The sequence below is a fragment of the Corynebacterium camporealensis genome (assembly GCF_000980815.1).
Taxonomy (GTDB): Bacteria; Actinomycetota; Actinomycetes; order Mycobacteriales; family Mycobacteriaceae; genus Corynebacterium; species Corynebacterium camporealense.
In genome coordinates, this window is sequence record NZ_CP011311.1 from 1,842,578 (window position 1) to 1,865,665 (window position 23,088).

General features: G+C 58.6%; 20 protein-coding genes and 1 pseudogene. 2 read left to right on the forward strand and 19 right to left on the reverse strand.

The window, feature by feature from the left end; genetic code table 11:
• Positions 1-117 precede the first annotated feature (117 nt).
• From UL81_RS08600 to UL81_RS08655, 12 genes are all read right to left on the reverse strand, one after another.
• Entirely contained in the window at positions 118-990 is an 873-nt protein-coding gene (locus UL81_RS08600; protein WP_046453491.1) for a DegV family protein, read from the reverse strand.
• Entirely contained in the window at positions 990-1,688 is a 699-nt protein-coding gene (locus tag UL81_RS08605; protein ID WP_035107367.1) for a histidine phosphatase family protein, read from the reverse strand. Before UL81_RS08605 ends, UL81_RS08600 begins: the two co-directional genes overlap by 1 nt.
• A 7-nt stretch (positions 1,689-1,695) precedes the next feature.
• Positions 1,696-2,139 (reverse strand): ribosome silencing factor, encoded by a 444-nt coding sequence (gene rsfS, locus UL81_RS08610; protein WP_179944130.1) that lies wholly within the window; start codon positions 2,137-2,139, stop codon positions 1,696-1,698.
• A gap of 109 nt (positions 2,140-2,248) precedes the next feature.
• A complete protein-coding gene (nadD, locus tag UL81_RS08615) occupies positions 2,249-2,866 on the reverse strand; it encodes a nicotinate-nucleotide adenylyltransferase (protein ID WP_046453492.1) in 618 nt (205 codons plus the stop codon).
• Positions 2,859-3,728: a cutinase family protein gene (locus UL81_RS08620; RefSeq protein ID WP_035107372.1), complete on the reverse strand. Its 870-nt coding sequence runs from the start codon at positions 3,726-3,728 to the stop codon at positions 2,859-2,861. The genes nadD and UL81_RS08620 overlap by 8 nt, the downstream gene beginning before the upstream one ends.
• Positions 3,729-3,843: 115 nt before the next feature.
• Entirely contained in the window at positions 3,844-5,112 is a 1,269-nt protein-coding gene (locus tag UL81_RS08625; RefSeq protein ID WP_035107375.1) for a glutamate-5-semialdehyde dehydrogenase, read from the reverse strand.
• Between the two features lie 43 nt (positions 5,113-5,155).
• On the reverse strand, positions 5,156-6,061 hold the full coding sequence (locus UL81_RS08630; RefSeq protein WP_035107376.1) for a D-isomer specific 2-hydroxyacid dehydrogenase family protein: 906 nt from the start codon (positions 6,059-6,061) through the stop codon (positions 5,156-5,158).
• Entirely contained in the window at positions 6,062-6,991 is a 930-nt protein-coding gene (locus UL81_RS08635) for a D-isomer specific 2-hydroxyacid dehydrogenase family protein (RefSeq protein WP_035107377.1), read from the reverse strand.
• 27 nt (positions 6,992-7,018) lie between these two features.
• The gene (gene proB, locus UL81_RS08640) at positions 7,019-8,254 is read right to left on the reverse strand and encodes a glutamate 5-kinase (RefSeq protein WP_035107379.1); all 1,236 of its coding nucleotides are present in this window, start codon (positions 8,252-8,254) and stop codon (positions 7,019-7,021) included.
• A gap of 44 nt (positions 8,255-8,298) precedes the next feature.
• Positions 8,299-9,822 carry a GTPase ObgE gene (gene obgE / locus UL81_RS08645; protein ID WP_035107380.1) on the reverse strand — a complete coding sequence of 508 codons (1,524 nt, stop codon included), beginning with the start codon at positions 9,820-9,822 and terminating at the stop codon, positions 8,299-8,301.
• 52 nt (positions 9,823-9,874) lie between these two features.
• Positions 9,875-10,762, reverse strand: a complete 888-nt coding sequence (locus UL81_RS08650) for a class C sortase (RefSeq protein ID WP_035107383.1) — start codon at positions 10,760-10,762, stop codon at positions 9,875-9,877.
• 20 nt (positions 10,763-10,782) lie between these two features.
• Entirely contained in the window at positions 10,783-12,879 is a 2,097-nt protein-coding gene (locus UL81_RS08655) for a DUF5979 domain-containing protein (RefSeq protein ID WP_144407177.1), read from the reverse strand.
• Positions 12,880-12,955: 76 nt separating this feature from the next.
• On the opposite strand from UL81_RS08655, the pseudogene UL81_RS12185 reads away from it, so the two are divergent.
• Positions 12,956-14,181: pseudogene (locus UL81_RS12185) on the forward strand (IS3 family transposase).
• Here the strand turns inward: UL81_RS12185 and UL81_RS08670 are convergent.
• From UL81_RS08670 to UL81_RS08690, 4 genes are all read right to left on the reverse strand, one after another.
• A complete protein-coding gene (locus UL81_RS08670) occupies positions 14,178-15,344 on the reverse strand; it encodes a SpaH/EbpB family LPXTG-anchored major pilin (protein ID WP_081961462.1) in 1,167 nt (388 codons plus the stop codon). The pseudogene UL81_RS12185 and the gene UL81_RS08670 sit on opposite strands and share 4 nt — an antisense overlap.
• 448 nt (positions 15,345-15,792) lie before the next feature.
• Entirely contained in the window at positions 15,793-16,071 is a 279-nt protein-coding gene (rpmA, locus tag UL81_RS08680) for a 50S ribosomal protein L27 (RefSeq protein WP_035105880.1), read from the reverse strand.
• A 42-nt stretch (positions 16,072-16,113) separates the two neighbouring features.
• A complete protein-coding gene (gene rplU, locus UL81_RS08685; protein WP_035105879.1) occupies positions 16,114-16,419 on the reverse strand; it encodes a 50S ribosomal protein L21 in 306 nt (101 codons plus the stop codon).
• A 198-nt stretch (positions 16,420-16,617) separates the two neighbouring features.
• Positions 16,618-19,725: a translation initiation factor IF-2 N-terminal domain-containing protein gene (locus UL81_RS08690; RefSeq protein ID WP_407921720.1), complete on the reverse strand. Its 3,108-nt coding sequence runs from the start codon at positions 19,723-19,725 to the stop codon at positions 16,618-16,620.
• A 218-nt stretch (positions 19,726-19,943) separates the two neighbouring features.
• On the opposite strand from UL81_RS08690, the gene UL81_RS08695 reads away from it, so the two are divergent.
• On the forward strand, positions 19,944-20,714 hold the full coding sequence (locus tag UL81_RS08695) for a hypothetical protein (RefSeq protein ID WP_144407178.1): 771 nt from the start codon (positions 19,944-19,946) through the stop codon (positions 20,712-20,714).
• 67 nt (positions 20,715-20,781) lie between these two features.
• Here UL81_RS08695 and ndk read toward each other — a convergent pair whose 3' ends face one another.
• From ndk to UL81_RS08710, 3 genes are read right to left on the reverse strand one after another with little or no spacing between them, the layout of a single operon-like run.
• Positions 20,782-21,192: a nucleoside-diphosphate kinase gene (ndk, locus tag UL81_RS08700; protein WP_035105876.1), complete on the reverse strand. Its 411-nt coding sequence runs from the start codon at positions 21,190-21,192 to the stop codon at positions 20,782-20,784.
• Positions 21,193-21,229: 37 nt separating this feature from the next.
• The gene (locus UL81_RS08705; protein ID WP_035105875.1) at positions 21,230-21,559 is read right to left on the reverse strand and encodes a hypothetical protein; all 330 of its coding nucleotides are present in this window, start codon (positions 21,557-21,559) and stop codon (positions 21,230-21,232) included.
• 10 nt (positions 21,560-21,569) lie between these two features.
• Positions 21,570-23,066, reverse strand: a complete 1,497-nt coding sequence (locus UL81_RS08710; RefSeq protein WP_035105874.1) for a succinic semialdehyde dehydrogenase — start codon at positions 23,064-23,066, stop codon at positions 21,570-21,572.
• Positions 23,067-23,088: the final 22 nt, after the last annotated feature.

The following is a 23,088-nucleotide window of genomic DNA, read 5'->3' on the forward strand; positions in this document are numbered from 1 at the left end:
CCGCTCGCACTAGTAGGTCATTGCAGATCTGTGGATAACTTCATTCAAGGTAAAAGCAACGGCAGAAATGGGCCGTTTTAGGACATGGTTATCCACAGAAATCGCGCTTAGAGCGCGTTAATTCTTCTGGTTGTGCTCTGTTGGTCCCGGCCAGCGCGGGGTGAAGCGCGGTTTCGGAGCGGGTGCTTCTTCAGCGGAGGTGAACACTGCGGAGATGCCGATGGCGTCGTCGCCGGTGTGGACGGCAAGCACATCGTTAAGCGGGAGCTTCATAAAGGATGAGCCCTCAGGTAGGGCTTGTTCCAGCAGGTCGAGGAGTTTGTCGGCCGCTTCTTCGTCGCCGTTGTACTGCAGGGCAATAAAGACTGGTTCGCCGGCAGCACGGGTGGCGACCAGCTCGACGACCTTGGTAAAGGCCTTGGTTTGGGTACGGGTCTTGCCGACGAGTTCCAGTTTGCCGTCGGATACCGCCATGATGGGTTTGGTGGCCAGCAGTGCGGTCGATAGCACCGCGGTGGTGGCCGACAGGCGGCCGGAGCGGCGGAGTTCCTCAGTGGAGTTGAGATAAAGCCAAGTCTTGGAGCGCTCTAAGGTGTCGATGGCAGCGGCGTAGCATTCGTCGAGCTCCGCGCCTTCTTGGGCAAGTTTGGCCGCGGCCATCGCAGCAGCGCCCATCGACATGCCAGCGGTGCCAGCATCGATGACGCGGACGGTATCCGGGAAAACGCCAGAAGCAGTCACCCCAGCTGACCAAGTCGAGGACAGCTCCTTCGACAGATGCAAGGCCACCACGCCGTCGTCGTTCGCGCGTTCCATCTCCCGACCGTAGGCGGCGGCGAGCTCCAGGGAGCTTAGGCCAGAGGTGCTGCGCTCAGCACCGTCTTTGCCGTGGCTTTCCATCAAGTGCAGGTCGATAACGGTAATGCCGAGTTCTTCGGCGATGTCATCGGAAAGGCCGGCCGAAGAGTCAGTAAGGACTCTAACTGCCACTAGACATCCGCCCCCGTGCCGCCGACGACCTTGGCACCCATGTTCCAGCCGTCGAAGTACCAGGCGGCATCATCGACGTTGTCAGCAGTAAAGTGCGGGGTCGCAGTCGGGTTATTGGTATCGAACTGCGGGCGTGCGGTCAGCTGCGACCAGTGGGTGTTCTTCAGACCCGACAGGATGCCGTACTGCTGGGTCTCTAAGTTCAGCAGGTGGCAGGTCAGCGCAGAAATCGCACCGCCGTGCGCCACGATAAGCACTGGGCCTTCATCCCATTCGTCATGCTCACGCATGAGTTCATCGATGACCGGACGGGCACGACGAGCCACATCCACGCGGGATTCGCCCTTCGGTGGTGCCCAGGTCGGGTCGTGGCGCCAGATAGCACGCGCGCCCGGGAATTCCTCGTCGACTTCCTGCGAGGAACGGCCCTGCCAATCGCCCAAATCGGTTTCGCGCAGGCGGGAATCAGTCGTGAAATCTAAGTCGAGAGCCTCAGCCACCACGCGTGCGGTTTCCGCAGCTCGCACCAGATCGGAGGCAACGATCTTGGTGATCTCCTTATCGTGAAGCAGACGTGCGGCAGCCTGGGCCTGCTCGTAGCCGACATCAGAAAGCTCAGTATCGATGTGGCCCTGCATGCGGCCCGTGGCGTTGTAGGTAGTCTGCCCGTGGCGGATAAGGATTAGGCGGCGGCTCATAACAAGATCAGTACTCCTCGTCCTCACCCGGGGCCTTGTCAGCCAGCGGAATCTCATCAATGGATTCCACCTCACGCGGGTTAACTTCTTCCGACCACTGGCCCGGACGCTCCGGCGGGTCGATGCCTTCAATCTCTAGGACTGGGCAGTCATGGTACAGGCGGTCCAGGCCGTAGAACTCACGCTGGTCGTTGCGCTGTACGTGTACCACAATCTGGCCGTAATCCAGCAGCACCCAGCGGTTTTCGCGGTTGCCCTCACGACGCAGCGGCTCGTGGCCTGCCTTGGTCAGCTCGTCTTCGACTTCTTCCACAATGGAGCCGACCTGACGCTCGTTGTCAGCAGAGGCCAAGACGAAGACCTCAGTGATAGCCAAGACGTCAGAGACGTCAATGGCGGCAATGTTGGTTGCCAGCTTCTCATCCGCTGCGCGCGCAGCGGTCTCGGCCATCGCGCGGGCCTGAGCAGAAATAGACAAAGGTAAAACCCTTCTTTATCGCTAACGTAGTCTTTTTATTTTGTCACGTTTGCCAAGCAAACACCTAGTTCCTCACCCCGTTTTACATGGGTTTATCGGAATCCGGTTGGTACAAGTTGTTCTTGGCAATGTATTGCACCACACCATCAGGCACCAGATACCACACTGGTTCACCCGCATTGGCGCGTGCACGGCAGTCCGTGGAAGAGATCGCCATGGCAGGAATCTCAATCAGTTCGATTTCCTTTTGGGCTTCCTCCGGCAACATATCCGTGCTCAGCACATAGCCCGGCCGGGTGACACCGACAAACTTGGCCATCTCCAGCATCTCTTCCCAGGAGTTCCAACTCATAATGGATGCCACGGAATCTGCACCGGTAATAAAGTACAACTCCGCATCCGGATAAAAATTCCGAATATCGCGCAGCGTGTCAATGGTATAGGTCGGCCCTTGCCTATCGATGTCCACACGAGAGACCGTAAAACGCGGATTCGACGCCGTGGCCACCACCGTCATCAAGTAACGATGCTCAGCTTCGGTGACCTGTTTGCCCTCCTTATGCCAGGGTTGCCCCGTCGGCACGAAGACGACAGTTTCCAGGTCGAAGCGATGGGCCACCTCACTGGCAGCCACCAGGTGGCCATTATGAATCGGATCAAAGGTTCCACCCATGATTCCGATGCGCTGCGAGTTAGTCATGCGCAGAGAGTATACCGGCCACCGCATCAATGACCACTACATCATTAGCCGTGGGCTCGCCCAAGAAATAGGACGCGTGCGTTTCCATCTTCGTCGCCAACGCATCACTGGCGGCCTGCAAGGAGAAATCACACACCACATCCCCGTCCAGGCAGTAATCCACGCGGCGCTCCGGTGGCAGCTCACCTTGCCAACTCCGCCACGGCAGCTGCCCAACCGGGTTGCCCATGGTGATCACCCCGGCCAGTTTGCCTTCCTGCGCCAACTGCTTTTCGATGCTCGCAGTCACCAGCGCACCCTGCGAATAACCCGCCAGCACATACTGCGGATTACATCCAGTCGACTGCTCGTACTCAGCCACCACCCGCGGCGCGCTTTCCACACCAGTACGCAAACTATCGACCACGCCGAGCGTTACCGAATACACCAGGTCACCTAAAGGATAGTCCCGCAGAATCTCCCCTAAACGCTGCAGCACCTGCAGCGGATTGAGGTTCTCACCTTCTTCAGCAATCGCTGGCAAGTCCATACTCGCCGGGTACTCTTCCGGATCGAGTGCGCGCACATACACATCATCCATCGTGCCCGGATGACGCTGCTCTACCTGGTGCAACAGCGCGGAGATATTCGGCCCCTCGTGCCCATTCGACGGCTGCGAAGCATCCGAATAACGCTGCGGACCAAAATACTCACCGTATTCTTCATTCTGATCCGAACCACGCGCCGCCAACACGACGACCGCCGGACATTCCTCCGGCGCCACACCAGCTAACGCCACCGGCACCATCACCGACGAGAACATCGCCACCGCAGCAGCACCAGCCACACCAGCACGAGACACACGAGAAAGCACAGAGTTCATCTTTTCAGTATGACACTGCACGGAGGCTTTCGCACGAGCTTGCCCTAGAAAACCACAAACGCGGTAAAGCCGTTTATGAGTTGGGCTTTACCGCGTGAAACTTAAGTGCGTGGGATTAAGGGCGGGTGTGACCGGTGCCCTGCAGGACCCACTTGCTGGAGGTCAGCTCGGGCAGGGCCATCGGGCCGCGGGCGTGCAGCTTCTGGGTGGAGATGCCGATTTCGGCACCCATGCCGTAGACCTCGCCGTCGGTGAATGCAGTCGATGCATTCAGCATGACGGCTGCGGCGTCGACTTCGTTGCCGAACTTCTGCAGTACGTCGGCATCCTGTGCAGCAATCGCCTCGGTGTGGCCAGTGCTGTACTCAGCAATGTGTGCGATAGCACCATCAACACCATCGACGACCTTGGCGCAGATGTCCATGGACAGGAACTCTTCGTGCCACTCTTCGTCGGTGGCCTCCACGACATCGGTGGCGCCGAGGGCTTCCAGTTCACTGACGACACCGTGGATGGTGACATCGGCATCCTGCAGGGCCTTGATGACGCGCAGCTTGTCGTCATCGGAAAGCGCGGAGTCCAGCAGGACTGCCTCAGTGGAGTTGCAGACCGAAGTACGGCGGGTCTTGCCGTTAATCACCATGTCGATGGCCTTGTCCAGATCCGCAGAAGCATCCACGTAGAAGTGGCAGTTACCGGTGCCGGTCTCAATGGCAGGCACGGTAGCGCCGGTGACTACGGCGTTGATCAGCTTCGCACCACCGCGCGGGATAACCACGTCGACCAGGCCGCGGGCGGTAATCAGGTCCTGCACGGAGTCGTGAGACTCGCACGGCAGCAGCTGGACGCCATCGCGGGAGAGCTCAAACTCATCCAGGGTGTCCTGCAGGATCCCCACCAGCTTGAGGTTGGAGTTACGTGCGGACTTCGAACCGCGCAGCAGCGGGACGTTACCGGACTTCAGGGCCAGGCCGAATGCGTCAACGGTGACGTTCGGGCGAGCCTCATAGACCATGCCCATCACGCCAAGCGGGACGCGGACCTGCTTCATCTGAATGCCATTGTCCATGTTGCGGCCCTGCAGAACCTCACCTACTGGGTCCTGCAGACCTGCGACCTGACGCAGGCCATCCGCGATGCCCTCGATGCGGTCAGCATCCAGGGACAGGCGGTCAATCAGAGAGTCGGACATGCCAGCTTCCTTGCCAGATTCGATGTCCTTCTTGTTTGCTTCCAGGATGTCATCGGTGTGCGCTACCAGGTTCTCAGCAGCGCGGCGCAGGATTTCGTTCTTGCGCGGGGTGGTCAGCTGGGCGAATACTGGCGCAACAGCCTTTGCAGCGCGCGCCTTGGACAGTACTTCTTCACGCTCAGTGTTAGTCATGACATCCCAGGTTACGTAAAGTTCCCAGAATTTTCAGAAATGCTTAGTAGCCACTTTCCAGGTCTACTTCCGTGGGCAGCTCTTCCCCGGCTTCCAATGCCTTCAGCACCGACGCAGCATGCTTTCCGATGCGCCTGCGCACCGAATACGGCGGGTTCGCCAGATGCGGCGTAATCAGCACATTCGGCATCTCCCACAACGGGTGGCCATCGGGAAGCGGCTCCGGGTCCGTGACATCCAGGCCCGCACCAGCAATCTCGCCGGCGTTGAGTGCCTCGACTAGAGCATCGGTATCAATGAGCGGACCACGGCCCACATTGATCACGACGGCGTGCTGCTGCATTGCTTTAAGAGCCGCATCATCAACGAGATGACGCGTCTCATCGGTTAGTGGTGCCAGCAGGACGAAGTAGTCCGCGGCCGGCCAGACCTTGTCAATGTCATCGAAAGTCACGACCTCATCAGCGCCGGGGACGTCCCTACCCGAGCGATTCACAGCAATGATGCGCGGGCCAAAGCCAGAGAGCATCTCAATCAAACGCTTACCGATGCCACCAGCACCCACAATCGCCACCGTGGAGTCCTCAAAGAGGAAGCTAGTGTGTTCTTCGACCTCATCGCGGTTATCCCAGCTCGTACCGACGCGCTTGTGCGCGTGCAGCTGCGCCAACAACAACGCAATCGTCGATTCGGCGACCGTGGAATCATAGACACCAGCGGCATTGGACCAGCGCACATCAGTCTCACGCATCAAATCCAGCAAGTGGTCGACGCCCGCAAAAGGCACCTGGACCAGCTGCACCGACTCGGGAAGAGTCTCTGGAAAATCCTCGGCCGCGCCGTTGAAGACGAGCACGTCGGCATCGGTAAGCTCAACCTGCTCATGGCCTGCCTCATCCAGGGCGTCTAAGGTCTCTTGCCACGGCTCGGGCAGCATCGCGTACTTCATTTAGTAGCCTGCCTCCGCATCGACCTGGGTCGGCATCTCCTCGCCTTTCTCCCAGGCAGCAGCGTTCGCGTTGAAGACTTCACCCATGTGGAACTGGGCAACGCCTGCCGATGCCGCCATGTGCGGGGTCATCGTGCAATTCGGCAGCTCGTAGAGCGGATGCCCGTCCGGCAGCGGCTCCGGGTCCATGACTTCCAGGCCCGCACCGGCAATCTCGCTGTTACGCAAGGCATCGACCAAATCATCGGTGACCACCGTGGAACCACGCCCGACGTTAATAAACAGCGCGGACGTCTTCATCTGTGCGAACTTCTGGGCATCGACCAGCTTGTCGGTTTCCTTGGTCAGCGGCAGGATGTTGACGATGACATCGGATTCCGACCAGATGTGCCCTGCTTTGTCCATGGCCACGGACTCATCCGCACCAGAGACATCGCGACCGGAACGATTGACCGCAGTGATGTGCACGCCAAACGGTTTGAGCAGCTTAATGAGCTGCTTACCGATGCCACCTGCACCCAAAATGGCCACCTTCTGCGGCTCGCGCTGGGTATAAATCCACTTCTGCGACTCATCGAGCTCATTCGCTACATCCCAGGTTGCCGCCAAAGCGAAAGCCTTGTGGTGATGAGCTTGGGAAAGCAACAGCCCTAAGGCAGCCTCAGCCACCGGCTTGGCGAAGGCACCTGCGGAATTGCACCACGGGATGCCATCGTCAGCAATGATGCCAGCATCGATGAGCTGATTAACTCCAGTAAAGCAGTGCTGCACCCACTGGATATTTTCGGTGCGCTGCGGAATCTTGCGCGGATTCGGCATGGTGTTGATAAACACCTCTGCGTCTTCCATGCGCTCGACCTGCTCGTGGCCGGCAGCGACGATGTCTTCGACCGTCGGCTCCCAGGCCTCAGGGCCCATGTAGAACTTCAACTGCACTCCTTTGCGCTTGAAACCGGTTTAGATACGGGAAGCGAAGTTGGACAGGTAGTCCGCGTGGACGACCGAACGCTGCTGGGAATCTGGCAGTTCGCTCATGTGCTTGCCCATAATCTCGCGCAGCTCGGAAGCGTTGAAGCGCACCTCACCTCGACCGATGGTCTCACTTTCTGGACCAATGATGTCGATGATTTCACCTTCGCGGAAGCTACCCATGACCTCGGTAATACCGACAGCCAGCAGGGAGTTGCCGCCGCGGGTAACCGCCTGCATCGCACCCTTGTCCAGGCGGACTGCGCCAGCGGTATCGGCGCAGTACAGTGCCCAGAACTTCCAAGCCGACAGACCGCGCTCCTCACGGGTGTGGAAGACGGTGCCCACGGAGGCATCGTTAAGCGCGGGGCCCATATTGGCAGTGTTCGTCAGCAGGACCGGAATGCCGCCACGGGTTGCCAGGCGGGCTGCAGAGACCTTGGTTGCCATGCCGCCGGTACCGACCTTGCCGCCGTCACCAGCAGCAACGCCCTTCAAGTCCTTACCGGAGCGAATCTCGGAGAGGAACTGAGCGTCTGGTTCTGCCGGGTTCTTGTCGTAGAGGCCATCGACGTCAGAGAAGAGGAAGAGCGCGTCGGCCTTGACCAGGTTGGCCACCAGTGCGGACAGGCGGTCGTTATCGCCGAAGTGCATCTCGGAGGTCGCCACGGCGTCGTTCTCATTGACGATCGGCACGGTGCGCATCTGGCGCAGGCGATCAATGGTGCGCTGGGCATTGCGGGCGCGGTCACGCACACCGGTATCACCGGCGGTCAGCAGAACCTGACCAATGGTACGCTCGTAGCGAGCAAAGGAACGACCCCACTCGTAAGCGAGGTGAACCTGGCCGACAGACGCAGCTGCCTGCTTAGTTGCCAGGTCGGTCGGGCGCTGGGTCAGGCCGAGTGGGCCCATACCGGCAGCCACTGCACCGGAAGAAACGATGATGACATCGGAGTAGCCCATGCGTGCGTGCACGGCATCAACGATGTGATCAATCTTTTCGCGAGAAACACGGTAGTCCTTGTCATCGGTCAGAGAGGAAGAACCAATTTTGACCACGACGCGCTTAGCGTCGGCAATCTGCTTGCGCAGATCGGATTCGAAGCCCGTGGCAATGGGGTTCTCTGCCTTCGGGGCTGGGAATGGGGTGTCCTTGGTCGGGCCTGCGAAAGGCTCGACGGGAAGCGGATAAGGGCTATTGTTCTGTGAATCAGAAGACATAAGCCCCCATCCTACCGACTTTCCGCGCTAAACTCTCCCGGTTGTTAACCTTGCCAACGATCGCGGTTAGCAGACTCGCGAGTGACCTCTTCATCACCGAAGTCGAACTCGTCGATAAGGCCACGGCGTGCCTGGGAGGCACGCTTACGCTCAGCTGCCGATGCACGCTGGTTGTTCTGCAGACGGGCATCGCGACCACGACCAGCCAGGGTCGGATCGCCACCGGCCATCGGCTCCCACTCGAAGGTAATACCACCGATAGTCACCGGGCAGCCTTCCTCAGCGCCCTGCTTGAACAGCTCTTCTTCGACACCGGCCTTGGCCAGGCGGTCTGCCAGGTAGCCGATGGCCTCTTCGTTTTCGAAGTCGGTCTGGGTAATCCAGCGGTCGATCTTGTCGCCTTCGACGATGTAACCGCCCTGGACCTGTGGGTCCTTCTTGACGGTGAAGTCTGCATAAGCACCAGCATGCTTCTTACGGCCCTGGCCCTGCGGGCGCAGCACCTTATCCTCGCGCTTGACCTTCGGCTGGGACTTGCGATGCTCGGTGACCATCTCGAACAGCTTGTACTTCAGCGGCTCCAAGCCCTGGCGTGCAGCAGCCGAGATAATAAAGACCGGCCAGCCGAACTGCTTTTCCAGGTCTTCCTTGACGAACTCTGCCAGCTCGCGTGCCTCAGGCACATCGGCCTTGTTCAGCACAATCACGCGTGGACGCTCGCGCAGGTCACCCAAACCAGTATCTTCCTGCAGGGCTTCCTGATACTGGGCCAGCTCGTTTTCGAGTGCCTCAATATCGGAGACCGGGTCGCGGCCCGGCTCAATCGAAGCAGTATCCACGATGTGGGCGAGCACCGCGGTGCGCTCGATGTGGCGCAGGAAATCCAGGCCTAAGCCCTTGCCTGCTGCGGCACCAGGAATCAGGCCCGGCACGTCCGCAATAGTGAAGGCGTCATTGCCCATGTCCACCACTCCGAGGTTCGGCTGCAGGGTGGTAAACGGGTAGTCGCCAATCTTCGGCTTAGCCGCAGAGAGCACGGAAATCAGCGAGGACTTACCTGCCGACGGGAAGCCAACCAGGCCGACATCGGCCATGGACTTCAGCTCGAGAACCAAGTCGTGGGCCTCGCCCGGCTCGCCTTGCAGTGCGAAGCCCGGAGCTTTGCGCTGTGCGGATGCCAGCGCCGCATTGCCCAGGCCACCAAAGCCGCCTTGGGCAGCAACGAAGCGCGTGCCCGGCGCGACCAGGTCAGCCAGGGTTTCGCCCTTTTCGTTGCGGACGACGGTGCCGGCGGGCACGGGAAGAACCAGGTCCTCACCGCGGGCGCCATTGCGCATGTCACCGGCACCATTGCCGCCGCGCTGGGCCTTGATGTGCGGGCGGTAGTGGAAGTCCATCAGCGTGTGAATCTGATTGGAGACCTCCAGGATGATGTCACCACCGTGACCACCGTTGCCGCCATCGGGGCCGCCGAGGGGCTTGAACTTTTCGCGGTGGACCGACACACAGCCGTGCCCACCGTCGCCTGCCTGCAAGTGCAGCACGACGCGGTCAATAAAACGAGCCATGGTAGAAATTCCTCCGCAAAAATCTAAAACGTGAAGGCCCCAGTCTAGCAGCCTATTCGGCTTCCTCCGAAGCCTCGCGGGCCTCCTTCGCCGCACGGGCACGGCGCTTCCGGCGGTATTCGTTCCAGGCGACAATCAACAGCACCAACGCGATGACGATGAGTGCGGCGATCATCCACCAGGACAGCTTCGGTACCCAACCGCCATCGTCAAGTTCGTTGCCGAGGTACACGCGCTCTGCGTGTACCAGCAGGCGATCGGTGTTGATGCCATAAGGCGTACACGTAATCAACGTCAGGCGGTCTTCGCCTTCGACGTATTCGACCGCCTCGTAGTCATCCGGGGCGACGACCTCGCGGCCGGTGACCTTGTAGTGCAGCACCCGGCCCATGACTTCGATGCTGACAATTTCGCCATCTTTGAGCCGCGGCAAATTATCAAACATGGAGGCATCCACCATGCCGGTATGCGCTGACAACACTGCATTGTTGCCCTCGCCGCCTACAGGAAGGGAGGAGCCAAACATGTGCCCGGCGCCATCGTAAAGCACGTCTGGTGCCGTGGTGTGATAAACGGGCAGGTCAACCTCAATGGAAGGAATGCGCAGACGCGCAATCACACCGTGGGTCTCCGGCGCATCCAGGGTCTGCATGTAGCGCTCATAGCCTGGTGAACCTGGTAACGGCGGGTACGCGTGGTGGCCCTGGCCGGCCAGCCACTCGTTGTACTCCTCTGCCTCGCGCAGGTACTGCTCGCGCTGGCTCGGCGGGTCAATCTGGCGCACCGAATCCTCGTACAACTCTGCCTGTTTTTGCAGGTTGTAGTCGTTAATCTGCGTGGCGACGATCGGGTACAGCAGAAGCAGAATGCCGGCCAGAATCAGCCACAGTGAGCGCCGCCGCTTGCGCGGCGGACGCTGCACCTTCGTGGAATTAGCCATCAACCATCCTGGTTTCTCGATTACTGCTCGCTGGTCTGTGCAGCCAGCTCTTCGTCTTCCTCATTGCGATTGCGCAGGTAAGACCACAGTCCCAGGCCCAACACTAGCAGTGCAATAAGCAGCACCCAGACCAGAGTTTGCATACCGGTATCCGGCAGCAGGAAGCCCAGAGCCGCGCTCAGGCGGAACGCACCATAAGTATCTTCCGCGGTGAAGGTCGCACCCGCAGCCGTACCCGTGACTACCGCAGTACCGCGGTAGCTATAGGACTCATCGGTTGGGGCGTTAATCACCACATCGAAGGAACAGGTGCGCTCTTCACCCTTGGGCAACTCGCGACCATCGTTGAGGTTGCACACTTCAGCCGGGATAGTGCCGTTGTCATCGATGACATACTCGCCACCGGCGGCATCGCGGACCGTGTAGCCAGCCAGTTCCGGCTCGCGGATGCTGAACTCCCCGGCAAGAACTGCACCATTGTTTCGAACGGTGTAGTTAAAGCGCATGGTCTCTGCCTCATCAGGCAGCACCGCCGTATCAGCCACCGCACCGGTAACCGCACTAATCGGCGCACCTTCGATGTGCTTGTCCAACTCAAAGCCTGGGAAGGAGTTCTTCGCCACCAGGGTCCACGGCGGGCCCGAACGACTAGTGTCACTGGCGTTGCCCACTGGGTGCACACCGAAGTTCCAGAATGCCGCACCTAGGTGCCCATCCTCAGTGGCAGTCAGATTGCCCGCCGTCGAGTCGCCTAAGTTCGCACCAGCGCTTTCCACACTGGCGACAGCATTGATTTCTTCGGCGCCTTCCTCAGTATCTCCCGTCAGGATAGGACGCTCTTGGATGAAGCAATCGCGGTCGACTTCGATGTCGCGAAGCAGCTGCGTCTGGTTGGCAGTCAGGTTGAAGTCCGATCCACAGGTAGTACTGAAGTGGAACTGTCGTCCCTCACCAGCAGCACCTTCTGACGTCTTTTTGAAGCTGACATCCACCTTGGCGCGCAGGTGCATTGCCTCAGCAGCAATCGTCATCACAGGTGCACCATTAGCCGATACCAGCTCATCGCTGACGCTGAAGTCGTAAGAGTAGTTCTTGAGGTCCTGCCCCACCTGATCTGCCTTCAGGTCGACCAGCTTGGTATCCGGGTTGTCCTCTTCGGCGACACCGCCGACCCACTTACCGAAGGCCACGTAAGGCGTACGCGCACCATTGGTGACCTCCAACTGCGGGCGGGCAGCGAGTGCCGACGAATCATTCAAGTCCAAGGTGCAGTCCGCGCCCACCGGAAGCTGGACGACGCGGTTGCTAATTGGTGGGGCATCGTCAGCCACGGTCGCCGACGAGTATGCCTGACCAACAGTGAAGTTCTCAGTCAGGGTCGTGCCTTCTTCATCAGTACAACGGATGTTGAAGTTGTAGGAAGCATCCTCCGCACCAGCGATGTAGCCATCCTGCAACGCAGCCAAGCGAACCGGAACGGTGCGCTGGTCGAAGTTGTTGACGAAGTCATAGGACTCAACGTCATCTTCGGCACGTCCGACCTGCTTGGAAATCTCAGTTTCGTCAGCTTCCCAATCCAGCGCAGCTGGCTTGTTCTCCGGCTCCAGCTCCTGCATGGTGCACCATGCACCGGCAGGAATCTGAACAGTGTCACTGGTAAAGCGACGATCCGCATTGTCGAAGTTACCGTCCTCAGTAACCCCTACAGATCCTGGAAGGCCCACATTCGATAGCGAGTAGCCAACACCCTGGCACTGGTAAGCAAAGCGGAAGGAGGTATCTGCTTCCTGCAGCTTCTGCCATGCGTTGTCGCTGGCGTTGACCTTCTTCGTCATCTGCATCTGCGTGGGGACGAACTGGTAGTAGTTGGTCAGGTCCACGACGTTACCGTCGCCGCCGGAACCCACATTGTCATCCACGGTCATCTTCGGTGAAGTCGTCTCACCATCATCGAGATCCGTATCCGTGAATGCTGACTGGTCGTCACGACGCAACTGCCAAATAACCTGGTTCGGCTTCAGCAACGTCTCCAGCGTACGGCCAGACGGATCATCCTTCGTTAGGTCCAACTGACCAAACTGATCACCGGTGATGTCGCACTCAGCACCCACTGGCACGTTGGTAAACGTGGTCTGCGGTTACCCTCGAGTAGTGGACACCCGATTAGGACGGATACTGTGTCCGTCAGAGAGGATGTTCATTATGAGTCAAACACGCCGGAAGTACACCTCGGAGTATCGGGCGGAGGCAGCCAGGCTGGTCATTGAGACTGGTCGGCCGATTGCTCACGTTGCTGAGGAAATCGGAGTCAGCGCCGGTTTGTTGGGCAGGTGGGTCAAAAATGAGCGCGAACGCCAGGGAACCGTCGACGGGATGAGCCAGGCCGATCTACGTGCTGAGAACGCCAGGCTGCGCCGTGAGTTGGCTGAGGCTCGAATGGATAACGAGTTCTTGTCAAAAGCAACAGCCTTCTTCGCTGCGAAGCAACGACAGCGGAACGATTCGAACTAATGCAGCGGGAGAAGGCGAACTACAGCATCAAGCGCATGGCCAGGCTTTTGAAGGTATCTCGTTCTGGCTTCTATAAGTGGGTCTACAAGCAGTGGCAGCGCGATTGCGGCGAGGATAGGCGCCAGAACTACTTAGAGGCGCTGGACAAGCAGATTAAGAAGATTTGGGATGAATCAGATGAAGTCTACGGCTCACCACGGATCACTGCGGAACTAGCCGATTACGGCTTCTATCCTGACCGCAAAACGGTTGCCAAAAGGATGCGCCTGATGGGTATCGAAGGCATCTCGCCACGCAGGTTCGCTCCTGTCACGACCATCCAGTCCGAGCACGGGTCGAATCTTCCTGACCTGGTTAAGCGCCTGTTTGATGCTGGTGATATTAACCGGGTATGGCTATCGGATATTACCTATCTGCGCACCGGTGAAGGCTGGTTGTACCTGTGCGTTATCCGCGATGGGCATTCCCGCCGGGTACTGGGATAGGCGATGGATTCTGCTCAGACAACGGACTTGGTGGAACGTGCACTGCGCATGGCGCACACGCTGCGCGGTGAAGCACCTGATGGTCTGGTGTTTCACGCTGACCGTGGGTGCCAGTTCACCAGCACACAGATGTGGCAGGTTTGTCAGGAACTAGGGATTTCCCAATCTGTGGGCCGTACAGGGGTGTGCTTTGATAACGCGATGAGCGAGTCGTTTTGGTCCACGCTCAAGACCGAGTTCTATGACCGGTCAACGTGGGTCACCAGGGACCAGGCATGCAAGGCGGTGGCCTATTGGATTGAAGTGGTCTACAACCGGCGGCGCCGACACTCAGCCATCAGGATGATCCCACCCGTTACCTTCGAAAACCAGACCACCCAAGAAAAGACCCCAACTACCGCGGCCAATACTAAAGCCGCTTAACTACGTGTCCACGATTTGCGGGCAACCCCACCTGAATCGTTACCGCCAGAGGTAGTCAGTTTGTTCAAAACATTGCCGGTTTCAGTAGTAGCCACCGGCAAGGCCTCGCCTAGCGAGGTGTAGGTGCCATCTTCTTCAGCCTGGCAGAGGTAGAGCTCAAACTCTGCACCGTTCAGCGTGGAATCACCATTTGGGGAGGTCTTAGTGATGGTCAAATTGCCGAAAGTAGTCGAGGTCGGCTGATCGCCACCCTCAGGGTTATTCGGGTCCGGGCCATCGGTATTTACGAATGCACCATTCGGCAGCTCAATCGTCGCGGTGTTAGTAATCTGACCGTTCGCAGGAATCGAGTTCACAGTCGCGTTGAACTTAACGGTGACCTTCAGGTCCGGGTTGCCCTTACGTGCCTCCTGCAGCTTTTCACGACCTGCTTCACTGAAGTCCACCCTAAGGGTGTTGTCGTTGGTCGTGACGGTGTAATCGCCAACATCGAAGGACACTGCGCCGACTGGGCTTGTGGCGACCTCAACGCCTTCTGGCTTCAAGGTAAGTGCAGAAATCAACGGGTCAACAATATTGAAACGGGACAAGGTGCCTGCAGGAACCGGTGCGTTGATCGTGTAGGTCAAGTCCTCACCGAGGGTGACACCATTGTCATCAACCTGCTTAGAAGGAATGATTTGCTGGTTCTTCGGGTAGACGTCGCGAGTGTAAGTCCACTTGCCGTCACTATTCGCATACGGGAGCGCAATCAGAAAAGCAGGCGCTGTGGTGTAGCCCTGGTTATTACGCTCAGTAACGCGGTACAGACCAATAGGACCCTCGAAATTTGCTTCGCCGTTTGCATCGGTTTTAACTTCGACAGCATTTTCGACTGTTAGACCAGCAATTCCCGCTTGGTCCAGACCACCGAGTCGGCTCGCTTCAGCCTGACCAGCCTGAGTAGTCAGGTCCACGTCTGCCACACGTCCGATCTCAAACGTTGCACCCTCTAGCCTTGGCAAACCCGCTGCCTCATCGGCACTAGGTGGGTCACCAAGCTTCTTGTGGATATTCAGAGTGACGGTCGCATTCGGATCAATGCGGTCAGCGTTCTGAGTAGCGGATGGGGTGGTCTCAGCACCTACTTCCCCAGTAGGAGTAGGGGTTGCCTCCTGGCCGATGGCAACCCGGTGCCCATGATGGCGAGCGCGCTAGCGGTGATGACGCTGGCGATGCGAGAGTTGAAGAGAGGTCATAACCCGACCTTTTCCTTCCAAGCAGGGTTAGTGAAGGCCAATCAATAAGTCTTGTCAGCCTTCTCCAGTGTTAACTACGCGCTTAGCGTATAGCGATCTGCTCATGTTTGCAAGAGGAAATTTTCATACACCTTTTAACTTGTATGAATCTCAGGATTTTATTAGCCCAGCGCGTACAGCCTTGCAGTCAGTGAAAGACCAGGTTTTGTAAGGTTTGCATTGTATCGATAATTAAAATTCGCTTGTTGTTCTCAGTAAGTGAGATCCACCCACTAACAAGGGGAAATGCACGCGGGATAGACCTTTAATACTGATTGGGCATAGAAAAAGACCCAAGGACCAAAAGTCCTTGGGCCTTAGCAGAAGTTATTGCTTAGGCAGAAGCCTCAGCTGCGGCCTCCTGAGCCGGAACAATGTTGACGATGCGACGTGCGCGCTTGATGCCGAACTGCACGGAGCCGGACTTCAGAGCGAACAGGGTATCGTCGCCGCCGCGGCCGACGTTCTCACCCGGGTGGAACTTGGTGCCGCGCTGACGCACGATGATCTCGCCGGCCTTAACCTGCTGACCACCGAAGCGCTTAACGCCGAGGCGCTTGGACTCGGAGTCGCGACCGTTGCTGGAGCTGGAAGCACCCTTCTTGTGTGCCATGTGGTTTCCCTCCTTTAGGGATGAATCGAGCCGGTTAAGGCTTTACTTGATACCGGTGATCTTAATGACGGTCTGCGGCTGACGGTGGCCGAGGCGTCGCTTGTAACCAGTCTTGTTCTTGTACTTCAGGATGTCGATCTTCGGGCCCTTGCCGTGCTCGACGATCTCTGCGTTGACGGAGACGTTTTCCAGTTCGGAAGCCTTCGCCTTGACGGTTGCGCCATCGACGAGCAGAACCGGGGTGAGAGCTACGGCAGAGCCTGGCTCACCCTCGATCTTCTCGACCTTGACGAGGTCACCTTCAGCAACCTTGTACTGCTTGCCGCCGGTCTTGACGATCGCGTACATAGAGGGTTACCCCTTATCTAAACTCGCTGGGAAGCGGCGGGGTGCCACTTCCGTGTGGACAATGTGCAAATTGCGTTTAGGCCGGGTGCGGACACCGTCGCCGCGCCAGTTCATTCCGGCGCAGCGCATGCCTAACCAACGACTGTCAAAGACTACCCTGCAGACAGTGGAAAATACAAACCGCGCAAGGTTTTGCGGTTATTTCCGTCCCCGGCGTGTCACTCGACGACGCCCGCGTCCGCGGGAAGGCTTGCTTCCAGAGGACTTCGCATCGGCCTTAGGTTTCTGCTCAGCCTCCGCAGACTGCTGCTTGACCTGCTGCTTTGGCGCGGCATCGTGGCTGTCTGCCTTACGACGCACCGTCTTGCGCACCGCACGACGACGCCCATGCGAGTTCCGCACGGTCACCTTCGGCTTGCCGGTCTCCTTCTTGTCAGACTGCCGCTTGTCGGCCTTCGGCTTCGTGTCTTCTTGCTTCGCATCTTGCTGCGAAGCCTCGACCTTTGCCGCCTCCATCTTCGGCTTGGTCGTACGGCGCACGGCACGACGACGCTTGCGGCTGGTGCGCTGCACCTGCATTTCGGTGCGCTTCTCTTGCTTCTCCGCCGCTACGTCCTCAGCCTGCTGCTGTGGCGCGTCCTCGAAGTCGCTGCGCTGCGGACGGTGGTCCGAGCGGGAGTTGCCACGAGTCTTGCGCTTGCGGCGTGGAGAGGCCTCAAATTCAGCGACAGCCTCTTCGTAGGTCTGCTTCTGCTCTGGCTTCTCAGCCTTGGAATCCGCCTTGCGCTCGGACTTACGCTCCGCCTTCTTCTCGGGCTTATCGCCCTTCTTGGAAGGCTTATCGTCGTGCTGCTGCTTCTGCTCCTTACGGGAGCCCTTGGAGCTTGCTTTACGACGACGGCGGCGACGCGATGCCGGAGTCTCCTCAATCACGACATTGGCGACGAGCTCTTCCAGCTCCGCATCGGAGTCCTTCTTGGACTTCTTCTTGTCACCCTTGTCAGCATTGTCTGCCTTGTCGTGCTCAGACTTGTTCTGAGCACCCTGCCTTTCGTCCTCGGCGTCTTCGTGACGATGCATCGCCTTCGCCGCAGGGTGACCAGCTGGGTCCTGGTTCTTCTTCTTGGAACGGCGGGACTTGCGGTTGTCGTGGTCGTGCTCAGGCTCTTCATCCACCGGGTACTCGTGGACAATGAGACCACGGCCATGGCAGTGCTCACACTCAGTGGCAAAGGACTCGAGAAGGCCGGTTCCCAGGCGCTTACGGGTCATCTGTACCAAGCCGAGAGAGGTCACCTCAGAGACCTGGTGGCGCGTGCGGTCACGGCCCAAGGCTTCCTTAAGGCGGCGCAGGACCAGCTCCTGGTTTTCAGGCAGGACCATGTCGATGAAGTCGACGACAATCATGCCGCCCAGATCGCGCAGACGCATCTGGCGCACGATTTCCTCGGCTGCCTCCAAGTTGTTCTTGGTGACAGTTTCTTCCAGGTTGCCGCCTGAACCGGTGAACTTACCGGTGTTGACGTCAATGACGGTCATAGCTTCGGTGCGCTCGATAATCAGCGTGCCGCCAGACGGCAGCCAGACCTTGCGGCTGAGTGCCTTATGTAGCTGCTCATCGATGCGGTAGTTCTCAAACGCGTCCTGACCGCCGTGTTCGTTGCGCTGGTACTCGACAACGCGATCAGCCAGGTCCGGAGCCATGGAATCGACATAAGCGCGCACGGTGTTAAAGGAACGACGACCATCGACCACCAAGTGGGAGAAGTCTTCGTTGAAGAGGTCACGCACGACCTTGACCAGCAGGTCCGGCTCTTCGTAGAGAGTGACCGGCTTGGCGCCCTTAGAAGACTTTTCCTGCTCAGCACGCTGGGTGATGGCATCCCACTGCAGCTGCAGACGATTGACGTCGGAAGCAATGGCTTCCTCAGCCACGTTTTCGGCAGCGGTACGAATAATCGCACCACCCTTGTCGGATACGACGCGCTCCAGGATGTCCTTCAAACGCTTGCGCTCCGGCACGGGTAGCTTGCGCGAGATACCTGCGCTGCGACCACCTGGCACGTACACCAGGTAACGACCCGCCAGCGAAATCTGAGTACTCAGGCGTGCGCCCTTGTGGCCCAGCGGGTCCTTGGTGACCTGTACGAGTACCTGGTCGCCGGCCTTGAGCGCCTGCTCAATGCGACGGGAACGCCCGCCCAGACCGGCAGCACGCCAATCAACTTCACCGGCATAAAGCACGCCGTTGCGACCGGTTCCGATATCGATGAAGGCAGCCTCCATCGACGGAAGCACGTTCTGCACACGGCCCAAGTAGATGTTGCCAATAATCGACGCCTGGGACTCCGTGGTCACGAAGTGCTCGACCAGCAGATCGTCTTCCAGCACGCCGACCTGGGTAATCCAGCCGCCGCCATCGTTGCGCTTCTTATCGCGCACGACCATGGTGCGCTCCACCGATTCCCGGCGCGCTAAGAACTCAGCCTGGGAGACCAGATGCTTGCGCTGGTGTCCCTTCTCGCGCATTTCGCTGCGACGACGACGCTGCGCCTCAATACGAGTCGAGCCACGCACAGCCTTCGGCTCTTCAATCTGCTCGACGTCGTCCTGCTGCTCGGTATCGGTCTCAGCCTCTGCTCCCCGACCACGCGAGGTTCCACGGCTGCCGCGACGACGGCCCTTGCCAGATTCAGTCTCGCGCTTCGGCTGCGGCGTCGGTGCCTTAAAGATCGGTGCGAAGTCGTAGACCTCCGGCTCATCCTCTGGCATCGGAGTCACAACTGGGGCGTCGTCTTCTTCGAAGTCATCGCCTGCTTCGACGAGGGCCTCATGCAGCTTTTCGATGTCCATGGTGCCCAGGTCCTGCTCAACCTCAGGCTCGTCCTGCTCGTCGTCGTCATCGGCATCGTCAGCCGACGAATCAGCAGACTCCTCAGAGGACGACTTATCTTCTTCCTCTTCTTCGCGGCGTTCTTCGACTTCCTTTTCCACCTTTTCTTCGATTTGGTGGATTTCGTTGGCGACGTTCTTGCGGACGCGGTCGCGTAGCTTTTCGTCGGCTTCGACGATGTGGTTGAGCACCTTGTCAGCTTCCTCGGCGGTTACAGAGGATTGGGGTGCTTTCTTGATGTCTAACTCGGCGAATTGGGCGACGAGTTCTTTGGAGGCCAGTCCAATTTTCTTGGCCAGGGTATAGAGGCGAATTTTCTCGCCGATTTCCGAGCGGTCTAACTTGCTAATCAGTACCGCTGCGGCTTCTAGGTTTTCAGTTGTGTTGGTTGAGTCTTCGGGCTTTTTAGCCATCATGTGAGGAGTACTCCTACGTAGGTCTCGCGCAGTGTTCCCCGGGCGCAGGCACCTTGCTTTCCGATGCCGCCGCCGCACAGGGATTTCCTTATCCTGCGGAATTGCTTGTGTGCTCTATGAAGTTCTTACTGTCCACGCTTGGTGCGACAGTTCATCACCCATTGTGGCACATTTAAGCGGCTTCGAGTGCAGGTGCGATGTGTTAAGTTGATTTCATGACTCAGCCACCCGCACGTCGCCAAGAAGTAGGCAAAATGGTTGCCCACTACCGGCGCCGTAATGAGCCGACATTTGGCATATACGCGAGCATGTTCGTCCCGACTGCATTCGCGATTACCAGCCTGACTACGGGCGAGCCGATAATGTTTACCTTCGCGATGCTGAGCACGGTTTTGGCTCTTGTTATGGGGTTTTGGGTCTTTCGCAACTTTCCCGCCAACCTATCGCCAGAAATTACTGAGTATCGCTCTGGTGACTATCCCCTACTGGCCTACTGGTCACCGGTCATTGGCGCATTCATACCGATGTTAGCTGCTCCCTTCGCCGGCCAGTTCGACATTGAAGTCCCACCCACGATTGGGGCCGCAGTTGGTGGGGTCTACTTGGGCAGCGTGTTTGCTTTGGTGACGTGGATGCAGCATCGTCGTCCCTTTATGGTGGGTGCGCGCCGCTGCGCCAAGATTTTGGAAGACGGCTCGCTCGAAGGCATTACGAACGAACGCCTCGATGTCGCTGAAGAACACGAGCACATCCTTGCCGCACTCATCGCGGTCGGCGCTGTCGACGGCAATACGATACAGGCCAAGTGGCTACCTAGCATCATGGATGTCGACGAGGTCGAAGAACTACAGGAACCACTGGAAACACTGGCCAGCGCAAAGCTTACCGACGTCAACCGCACCGGTTTGTACCACAAACTTCCAACGTGGACACTCACCATCAAGCCCCTGGGCGTGCGGTGTTTGAATCAGCTGCGTAGCCGCTAAACGGAAGGTCTAAAACCACGAAACCCAGGCCGGGTGGGCCTGGGTGAGGTGTTTAAAACGCTGTGCTTTACAGGTTCGGAAACCAGATAGCGATCTCGCGCTCAGCGGACTCTGCAGAGTCAGAGCCGTGGACGATGTTCTCAGCAACGCTCAGTGCGAAGTCACCGCGGATGGTGCCCGGGGTGGCCTTGGAGACCGGGTCGGTGCCACCGGCCAGCTGACGCCATGCTTCGACGGCGCGCTCGCCCTCGACGATGCCAGCAACCAGCGGAGCAGAGGTGATGAAGTCAACCAACTCGCCGAAGAAAGGCTTGTCCTCGTGCTCGGCGTAGTGCTTCTTTGCGGTCTCCTCGTCGGCAACGCGCAGGTCCATAGCGGTCAGCTTCAGGCCCTTGCGCTCGATGCGAGAGATGATCTCGCCTACGTGGCCGTTCTTAACACCGTCTGGCTTGATGAGAATGAGTGTACGTTCAGTCATGTCAGCAATCGTACTAAAGAACTACGCCGTGCGCCCCTCAGGGGCGGGCTAGTTGCTGCACGACCTCTTCGGCACCTTCTTGATCCACATGGCGGAACCATAAACGCACCTGCTTAACTGCGGTTCCGTAGTGGCCCTGGTCCAGCAAGTCGCGGATGGTTTGGCGCTTCTTTTCATCCAGATCGGACAGCTCCAGCGGACGGTCGCGACCAGGGGTATCACCGCTGTGCGTACTAAAGCCCAGCACCAGGAACAGGCCTGCACCGATAATCGCTACTACCGGTAAGGCAGGCGAGCCCGTCCATGCACGCAACACTATTGCTGCGATGCAAAAGACGACGGCTGCTAGGAAGTAAAAGATGCGCATTGCTGTAAGTCTAGCGCAGCAGATCGCGCGCGGACTTCAGCGCAAGTGTGAGCAGGCCAGCCCACTGCGCACCATCATCCAAGAAGGGACGCGACAGCGGAATCACACGCTGTGCGGCCACGGTGCGCGGTTCGGTGTACTTCAACAGACCCTGCTCGCCGTGGCGACGGCCCATACCGGACTGCTTCCAGCCACCCATCGGGGCATCGAAGCTCGACCAGCCGGCAGCCCAGCCTTCGTTGATGTTCACGGTTCCCGCTTCCAGCTGCGAGGCTAGCTTGCGGGCAGTGGATTCCTTACCGAAGACCGACGCATTCAGACCATACTCGGTGTCATTGGCACGACGCACAGCTTCCTCATCGCTGTCGACGACCTCAATGAAGACCACCGGACCGAAGGCCTCTTGGCGGTAGAAGTCGGCGTCCTCCGGGACATCGCTAAGTACCGTCGGCGCGTAGAAGGCCGGGCCGAGCTCTGGCAACGGCTTGCCACCGGTGAGTACCTTCGCTCCCTTAGCCACGGCATCCTGGACCAACTCGTCGACTTTGTTCATGTGCTCTGGCGAAATCAGCGAGCCCATATCGGTCTGCCAGTCGTTGTCGCCAGCAATCTGCATGGCTTCGACGGCGCTGCGGAATGCCGGAATGAACTGGTCGGCCACATCGCGGTGAACATACATGCGCTCAATGGAAATGCACAGCTGACCAGAGTTGGCAAAGCAGGCCTCACGCACAGAATCAACGATGTCGGAAGGCTTGGCATCGTGGGTAATAATCAGCGGGTTCTTGCCACCCAGCTCACCGGAAAAGCCGACGAGACGCTCCGCAGCCTGCGCGGCGAGCTTCTTTCCGGTCTCGGTAGAGCCAGTGAACATGACGTAATCAGCATTCTTTACGATGCCCTGGCCTACCTCCGTGCCCTTACCCGGCAGGATCTGCAGCACCTCACGCGGCAGACCGGCCTCGTACATCAACTCCGCACCCAGCAGCGGGGTCAACGGGGTCTGCAGGTCAGGTTTAAGAACAACGGCATTGCCTGCCATCAGCGCTGGAATCGCATCCGCAATAGAAAGCGCCAGCGGGTAATTCCAGGGGCTAATAATGCCGACGACACCAATCGGGTCGCGCTCGACCTCAGTCTTGGTCACCAGCGGGAAAGCACCGCGCACGCGCTTAGTCTTAAGCAATTCCTTCGCGCCATAACCGTAGTGGCGGGATGCTAATGCCGAATCCAAGACCTCGGCGAATGCAGAAGCACGGTTCTTACCGGTTTCTGCCTGCAGCTGGTCGAGCACCTCGGCCTGCTTTTCTAGCACCAGGTCGTGGTAGCGCAGCATAATCTTCCTGCGCTCTTTCATGCTGGTTTCTGCCCATTGCTTTTGGGCGCTACGTGCGCGTTCGATGGCCGCGACGGTATCGGCCTCGTCATAAATACGCACGCTGTCAATGACTTCCCCGGTGACGGGGTTGGTAACGTCGTGCTGTGGTTCGTTAATTGTGGTGGTCATGCCACCCCAGGATACGTAAATC

Coding starts and splice junctions, on each gene's coding strand:
- UL81_RS08650 (WP_035107383.1), bottom strand. CDS start 10,762: ATGGCTAATTCCACGAAGGTGCAGCGTCCGCCGCGCAAGCGGCGGCGC.
- UL81_RS08625 (WP_035107375.1), bottom strand. CDS start 5,112: ATGACTAACACTGAGCGTGAAGAAGTACTGTCCAAGGCGCGCGCTGCA.
- rpmA (WP_035105880.1), bottom strand. CDS start 16,071: ATGGCACACAAGAAGGGTGCTTCCAGCTCCAGCAACGGTCGCGACTCC.
- rplU (WP_035105879.1), bottom strand. CDS start 16,419: ATGTACGCGATCGTCAAGACCGGCGGCAAGCAGTACAAGGTTGCTGAA.
- UL81_RS08620 (WP_035107372.1), bottom strand. CDS start 3,728: ATGAACTCTGTGCTTTCTCGTGTGTCTCGTGCTGGTGTGGCTGGTGCT.
- obgE (WP_035107380.1), bottom strand. CDS start 9,822: ATGGCTCGTTTTATTGACCGCGTCGTGCTGCACTTGCAGGCAGGCGAC.
- UL81_RS08705 (WP_035105875.1), bottom strand. CDS start 21,559: ATGCGCATCTTTTACTTCCTAGCAGCCGTCGTCTTTTGCATCGCAGCA.
- ndk (WP_035105876.1), bottom strand. CDS start 21,192: ATGACTGAACGTACACTCATTCTCATCAAGCCAGACGGTGTTAAGAAC.
- UL81_RS08605 (WP_035107367.1), bottom strand. CDS start 1,688: ATGAGCCGCCGCCTAATCCTTATCCGCCACGGGCAGACTACCTACAAC.
- UL81_RS08695 (WP_144407178.1), top strand. CDS start 19,944: ATGACTCAGCCACCCGCACGTCGCCAAGAAGTAGGCAAAATGGTTGCC.
- UL81_RS08630 (WP_035107376.1), bottom strand. CDS start 6,061: ATGAAGTACGCGATGCTGCCCGAGCCGTGGCAAGAGACCTTAGACGCC.
- UL81_RS08710 (WP_035105874.1), bottom strand. CDS start 23,066: ATGACCACCACAATTAACGAACCACAGCACGACGTTACCAACCCCGTC.
- UL81_RS08690 (WP_407921720.1), bottom strand. CDS start 19,725: ATGGCTAAAAAGCCCGAAGACTCAACCAACACAACTGAAAACCTAGAA.
- rsfS (WP_179944130.1), bottom strand. CDS start 2,139: ATGGCCGAGACCGCTGCGCGCGCAGCGGATGAGAAGCTGGCAACCAAC.
- proB (WP_035107379.1), bottom strand. CDS start 8,254: ATGTCTTCTGATTCACAGAACAATAGCCCTTATCCGCTTCCCGTCGAG.
- nadD (WP_046453492.1), bottom strand. CDS start 2,866: ATGACTAACTCGCAGCGCATCGGAATCATGGGTGGAACCTTTGATCCG.